The organism is bacterium (assembly GCA_024228115.1).
Classification (GTDB): domain Bacteria; phylum Myxococcota_A; class UBA9160; order UBA9160; family UBA6930.
On the sequence record JAAETT010000434.1, the window covers coordinates 1 to 6,113 of the forward strand.

A 6,113-nucleotide genomic window follows, 5' to 3' on the forward strand; every position below is an offset into this window, starting at 1 on the left:
ACCTACTGGCTCAGGCACCGCGACCTGCTTCGGACCCTCTTCTTCCGGACTCGCGCCTGCAGTGGCTTTCGCCAGATCGCGCAGGAGTTCGGTGTCTCCCACTCCACCGTGCAGCGCCAGGTCGAGCGGCTGGGTCGCCACTGCCTACTGTTTCATGAGGGCCTACGGCCTCGGGTCCCTTCGGAACCCCTCGTCCTGGACGGCTTCCGCAGCCTCGAGTCCGGCCACTACTGGCCCTTCGACCTGAACCTCCTGGTCGGGGAATCCCACTTCATCTACGGCTTCAATGATGCGGAACTCAGGCGGAGCGGGACCATGAGTCCCGGGCAGCGACGACATCGCCGCCGTCTCGAGCGTCGCTACGGGAGGCCAGATCCCCAGGCCACGCGAAAGGCCGTAGAGGAACTCGTCTCGCGGGTCGTACCCGCGGGCCATGAAGCGGTGATTCGCTCCGACGAGCACCAGAGCTACCCCCGTGCGTTCCACCGGCTCGAGAACCGCCGCATCCACCACGAGTCGACCTCCTCGAAAGCCGCTCGAACGGCCCGTAATCCGCTCTTCCCCATCAACCTTGCAGATCTGCTGCTACGCCACGGCGGGGCGAACCACAAGCGCGAGACGATCGCATTCTCGAAGCGAAGGCAGGGAGCACTCTACAGGGCTGCGATCTGGGCCGTATGGCGCAACTACGTCAAGTGGAGCTCGGAGGACAAGCGGACGGATCCTCCGGCCGTCCAGCTCGGTGTCATTTCTGCCCGATTGACCGTGGAGGAGATCTTGTCGCGACGCCTGTTTCCATGGCGGCAGTCCCTCGGGCCATGGGTGAAGGCCTGCTATGAGGGGCGGATCAAGACGCGCTGCGTGACCCCGCAACGCATTCATTGCCCCATCTACGCGAGCTAACAGAGACCTGTGTGAACGGGACTACCGATCTTGGCCTAGACCCATTCTTCGCTCCGCAACTCATAGCTTGGCCTTGACAGAGGTCGCCCCACACCAGCCTGAAACCGCCTCGTCCCCTACCAGGTTTTTTTGACAGAGGTGAAACCTGTCGGACATCGCGGGAGAAAGCGGGCCTTGATTCTCCTATACACCCTTTTCCGCGTACGGCAGCGGCGCTAGGCTGCCGCCGATGTCTTCTGGTGCCCGGCCCATCGCGCTCTGGCTTGCCCTGCTGATCGGCGGGCTGGCCCTGTCCAGCGCATCCCTGGCCCACGGCCATGGTCTGGGCCCCACAGAGTCGAGCGTGGTTGCCGCTACCGAGGGCGGTGCTGTCGACGACTGCTGGTCCTGCGGCTTGCGGGGACGGCTGGGCAGTCACGCCCTGGCCGTCTGCACCGAGGTCGCCCCTCCGACCGGCTCCTGGCTCGCCGCGTCCGGTACGACGGTCCAGGCCGCCACCGAGGTGCGCTGGGCATGCGCGCCGAGCCGCGCTCCTCCCATCGCTTCCTAGTCGAGACCCGACGGGAACCGATGCCCGCGCGCCGTCCCAGCGACGGCCGCCCTCAGGAGGAACGATTCATGTCCTGCTTCGCACCGACACTACTATGTGTATTCATGGCCGCCACCGCGGCCGCTTCCGACTACGAAGAACTTCGCCAGACCCTCGACAGCGTCGTCGAGCAGAACCGCAGCCTCCAGGAGGAGGTCGAGACGCTGCGCGACGAGGTGCGTAGCGCCCGCGACGAGGCGGCCGACGCCCGCGCCGTCGCAGAGCGCGCCCCCGTCTCCGCCGGCACTGCAACTGGGACGGGCGGGCTGCGTCTCCTCGACCTCTCCTTCGACTTCATCTCCGCCGCCGGCTTCTCGAGCGTCGAGGACGAGTTCATCGACTCGCTCCAGGGCGGCGGCCACGATCCGCGCCGGCGCGGCTTCAACCTGGGCCAGCTCGAGATCTCGGCGCTGGGCGCGGTGGATCCCTACTTCGACGCCGAGATGCACCTGATCTACTTCCTCGATACCGAGGGTGAGTCCGGCTTCGAGCTGGAGGAGGCGTTCGGCACCACGCGCATGCTCCCCTTCGCTCTCGAGGAGCACGGCCTCGAGATCGAGTTCGGCCAGATGTTCACCGAGTTCGGCCGCACGAACCCGATCCACCCCCACGCCTGGACCTGGCTCGACCAGCCGATCGTTCTTTCCCGCTTCTTCGGTGGCGACGGGATGCGCGGCACCGGAGTGCGAGCGGGCTGGCTCCTGCCCCTGCCCTGGACCTCGGAGTTCCACCTCGGTGCGCAGAACGCCCAGGGCGAGACCATGGTGAGCTTCCTCGCGAACGACGAGGTGTTCGAAGAGCGGCCGATCGGTGGCCGTCCCTTTGCGGAGCGCGGGAACCGCAGCCTCGCGGATCTGGTCTACCTCGCGCGCTGGACGAACAGTTTCGATCTCTCGCCAACCTGGACCGGGCAGATCGGGATCTCGGGGCTGGCCGGCCCGAACTCGACCGGCAGCGACGCCAACACGTGGATCTACGGCGCCGACTTCGTCCTCAAGTGGATGCCCCTCGTGAGCGACCGGGGCTACCCCTTCGTCGAGATCGAGGCCGAATGGATTGGACGCCGCTACGAGGCGGACTCGTTCTTCGGCTGCGCCGAGGAGGAGGACTGCGACGACCCCGTCGCCCTCGGCAGCACCACCTTGAACGACTGGGGCGCCTACGCCCAGATGCTCTGGGGCTTCCATCGCAGCTGGGCTACCGGGCTGCGGCTCGAGATGGCTCAGGGCAGCGGCGATAGCGTCGGACTCTACGCCGCGCGCAGTGAGGACCCCTTCCGGGACGATCGCATGCGCATCTCTCCGCTGCTCCAATGGGCACCTTCTGAGTACTCGCGATTGCGGCTCCAGTACAACTACGACCGGGCCGACTTCCTGAGCGACAACGACTCCCACACGCTGTGGCTCGGCCTCGAGCTGATCCTCGGCTCGCACCCGGCACACCGGTTCTAGGAGGGCGCCATCATGAAATTCCTGCTTCTACTCTGTGCCTCGCTCGTCGTCGCCGTTCCCTCCGCTGCGGAGCCGCTGCGGGTGGTGACCACGCTGCCCGACCTCGCGGACCTGGTCACGCAAGTGGGTGGCGAGGACGTGGACGCCCTGGCTCTCGTTCAGGGCCCCCAGGATCCCCACTTCATCGAGCCCCGGCCGAGCTTCCTCACCCGGCTGCACCGCGCGGACCTGTTCGTTCAGAACGGGCTCGAGCTGGAGCTTGGCTGGGCGTCGACGCTGCTGGCCCGGGCCCGCAACCCGAAGATCCGCCCGGGCGGCTCCGCCCACGTCGACGTCTCCAGGGCTATTCAGCCCCTCGAGGTACCGGACGCGACCCTGGACCGTTCGGCAGGCGACCTCCATCGCTACGGCAACCCGCACTTCCTGGTGGACCCGCTGAACGGGCTCCGCGTGGCCTGGCTGCTACGCGAGGAACTCTCCCGGATCCGTCCGGAGCGCGCCGACGCGTTTCGCGCCCGCAGCGACGCCTTCTCCCGCGAGCTGATGGAGCACCTCGTCGGCACGGAGCTCGCCGCGGCCCATTCGCCCGAGGAGCTGGCCCGCGCCCTCGAGAGCGGCCGCCTAGACAAGCTCGGCACCGCGGGCGGCTGGTGGGCGGCGACTGGGGCACTGCGCGGACGCAAGGTGATTCAGGACCACCGCGTCTTCCCCTACCTGTTGGCGCGTTTCGGGCTGGTGAGCCTGGGCGAGCTCGAGCCCAAACCCGGCATCGCGCCGACCAGCGGGCACCTGGCCAGACTCGTCGAGATCATGAAGCAGGAACAGGTCGGTTTGGTTCTCCACAGTGTCTACTTCGACCGCCGCCACGCCGACCGCGTGGCCAGCGAAACCGGAGCGCGGGTGGTAGAGCTGGCCCATCAGGTGGGGAGCATCGAAGGCAGTAACGACTACCTGTCGATGATCGGCGAGAACGTGCGTCGCCTCCGGGAAGCAGTGGACGAGTGACGGCCGAGGCGCTGCTCTCCGCCCGCGACGTTCGGCTCGGCTACGGCGAGGCGCCGGTACTCGGCGTGGACGCGTGGCGCGTGGATGCGGGCGACTACTGGTGCATCCTCGGTGCCAACGGCTCAGGGAAGACGACACTGTTGCTGGGCGTCCTCGAGTTGCTGATGCCTCAGGCCGGGAGCTTCGAGCGTCACGCCAGCATCGCGTCGCGAGAGCGCGTCGGCTACGTGCCCCAGCACGGTACCTGGCGCGGCACCCTGCCATGCAACCTCGAGGAGTTCGCTGCCCTCGGTCTGGTTCGCAGCGGGGTGACCGCCGGTGAGCGGCGGACTCGGCTGGATTGGGCGCTGGAGCACGTGGACCTCCAAGGGCTCCGGCGCCAGCCGTTCCTCTCGCTCTCGGGAGGCCAGCGTCGCCGGGCGCTGCTGGCCCGGGCGCTGGTGCGTCGTCCCACCTTGTTGGTGCTCGACGAGCCGACGGAAGGCCTGGACGTGCAGGCGCGGGAGACGCTCCTCGCCTGCCTCGACCACCTCAACCGGGACGACGGACTCACCCTGCTGGTCGTGACTCACCAGTGGAGCGTGGCCCAGCACCATGCCAGCCATGTGGCATACCTCGCGGGTGGCAGCCTCCTCGCCGGGTCATCGCGGGAGATGCTCTCCCGCGAGCCCCTGGCTTCGCTCGTTGCGGCCGAAGCGGGAGTGGGTGGATGATCGGCGACTTCCTCGCCGCCTGGCCCTTGTTCCAGGACGCCTACCTCTCGGGCTTCGCGATCGCCGTGCTGCTCTCGTGGCTCGGCCTCTGGGTGGTGGCGCGGGGCGAGATCTTCCTCGGCGCCGCGGTCTCCCAGGCCTCGACCCTCGGCATCGCCCTCGCATTCCTGGCCGGCGGTGCCTTCCAGGAAGCAGTCGGGCTCAGCTCGGCGCTGGCGGTGGTCGCGGCCGCCGCTACGGCGCTGCTCTCGGTGCGCGGCGCCCGCGAGGGGCGGGAGAGCGGCGTGGCCATTACGGGCTGGGTGTTCCTGCTCGCCTCGAGCGTGCCCACCCTGTTGCTGGCCCACGATCCCCACGGCGTGGAGGAGATTCACCGCCTCGCCTTCTCCACCCTTCTCGGCGCCCAGCCCGCCGATCCGTGGATTCTGCTCGCCCTCGCCGCGCTCACCGGCGTCCTCTGCTTCCGATTCCGCGACACGCTCTTCCTGCTCGCGCTCGACCCGGAGATGGCGGCGGCGTCGGGCGTGCCCCAGCGGCGCTTCGAGATGGCGGTGGCGCTCTGGCTCGGCGTCGGTGTAGGGCTCTCCATGCGCGTCTCCGGGTTGCTCTTCACCTTCGGCTGCCTGGTGCTCCCTGCGCTGGCCGCCCGCAACCTGAGCCCCGCCCTGCGGCCGCTGGTGTGGAGCGCCCCGCTGCTGGCGCTCGCCGTGACGGCGCCGGCCTTCGTCGTGGCCCACGCCGCCGATACGCCGCCCGCCCACACCGCAGTCGCGGGGCTGTGCGCGCTCGTGCTGTTCAGCTGGCTGCGGCGACGCTAGTCGCTTCGCCATCCGCGGAGCGAGTCAGCCTCGTTGGCCCCGGTCGCCGTCCCGTATGCGCTCGTCCTCGGAATCTGGTTCGGGGCGCGGGAACGCATGGGGCGAATCGGCTTCTACCTTCTCTTCGCGATCACGGTGACCGCCTCGGTCCAACTCGTCGGCGTCTACCTCGTCTTCGCCAGCTTGATCGTTCCCGCCGTTGCGACGAGGGCCCAGCCCAGCCGTCGCGGCCTGGCGTGGGCCTACGGGATCGGTGCCGCCGGCTATGGAATCGGCATCGTCCTCTCGGCGCTTCTCGACCTTCCTACCGGCGCGATGATCGTGTGGACGCTCGCGGTCCTCGGCGCGGCCATGCTGGGTTGGGGTCGACTTCACCCCTCCCGTTGAGGGAGCTGGGAAGCGGCCCGCAGAAAGCGGAAGGCCGGCCCCCCGCAGATTGCAGGGACCCGGCCTTCTCCAGCAACGATCTGGATCGAACGCTCTTCGCTGAGAACTAACCTGAACTATGCACGAAAGTTGGCTGAGAAGCTGGCTTTCCAATGTTTCAGCGTGCCGCGCGGCGATTGACGCTGACGGATCTCGTTTTGGGTGGTCGATGCCCATTCCGTGGCGCGAATGCGGAGTGTGCTTCGGC

7 protein-coding genes are annotated in these 6,113 nt (G+C 68.3%); all 7 read left to right on the forward strand.

Annotated features, from left to right (window positions below; translation table 11 throughout):
- Nucleotides 1-903 (forward strand): hypothetical protein (locus GY937_18950; GenBank protein MCP5058785.1); only part of this gene is annotated, 903 nt, incomplete at its 5' end.
- 229 nt (nucleotides 904-1,132) lie between these two features.
- Nucleotides 1,133-1,453 (forward strand): hypothetical protein, encoded by a 321-nt coding sequence (locus GY937_18955; protein ID MCP5058786.1) that lies wholly within the window; start codon nucleotides 1,133-1,135, stop codon nucleotides 1,451-1,453.
- A 104-nt stretch (nucleotides 1,454-1,557) separates the two neighbouring features.
- Nucleotides 1,558-2,943 carry a hypothetical protein gene (locus GY937_18960; protein ID MCP5058787.1) on the forward strand — a complete coding sequence of 462 codons (1,386 nt, stop codon included), beginning with the start codon at nucleotides 1,558-1,560 and terminating at the stop codon, nucleotides 2,941-2,943.
- 12 nt (nucleotides 2,944-2,955) lie between these two features.
- Nucleotides 2,956-3,948 (forward strand): zinc ABC transporter substrate-binding protein, encoded by a 993-nt coding sequence (locus tag GY937_18965; GenBank protein ID MCP5058788.1) that lies wholly within the window; start codon nucleotides 2,956-2,958, stop codon nucleotides 3,946-3,948.
- Complete coding sequence (locus GY937_18970; protein MCP5058789.1) at nucleotides 3,945-4,661, forward strand: ATP-binding cassette domain-containing protein; 717 nt, start codon at nucleotides 3,945-3,947, stop codon at nucleotides 4,659-4,661. Before GY937_18965 ends, GY937_18970 begins: the two co-directional genes overlap by 4 nt.
- Nucleotides 4,658-5,479 (forward strand): metal ABC transporter permease, encoded by an 822-nt coding sequence (locus GY937_18975; GenBank protein ID MCP5058790.1) that lies wholly within the window; start codon nucleotides 4,658-4,660, stop codon nucleotides 5,477-5,479. The genes GY937_18970 and GY937_18975 overlap by 4 nt, the downstream gene beginning before the upstream one ends.
- Before the next feature lie 96 nt (nucleotides 5,480-5,575).
- Nucleotides 5,576-5,866, forward strand: a complete 291-nt coding sequence (locus tag GY937_18980) for a hypothetical protein (protein ID MCP5058791.1) — start codon at nucleotides 5,576-5,578, stop codon at nucleotides 5,864-5,866.
- Nucleotides 5,867-6,113 lie beyond the last annotated feature (247 nt).

Excerpts from the sequence above, each read along its gene's own strand:
- GY937_18965 (MCP5058788.1), top strand. The coding sequence starts at position 2,956 with ATGAAATTCCTGCTTCTACTCTGTGCCTCGCTCGTCGTCGCCGTTCCC.
- GY937_18955 (MCP5058786.1), top strand. The coding sequence starts at position 1,133 with ATGTCTTCTGGTGCCCGGCCCATCGCGCTCTGGCTTGCCCTGCTGATC.
- GY937_18980 (MCP5058791.1), top strand. The coding sequence starts at position 5,576 with ATGGGGCGAATCGGCTTCTACCTTCTCTTCGCGATCACGGTGACCGCC.
- GY937_18975 (MCP5058790.1), top strand. The coding sequence starts at position 4,658 with ATGATCGGCGACTTCCTCGCCGCCTGGCCCTTGTTCCAGGACGCCTAC.
- GY937_18960 (MCP5058787.1), top strand. The coding sequence starts at position 1,558 with ATGGCCGCCACCGCGGCCGCTTCCGACTACGAAGAACTTCGCCAGACC.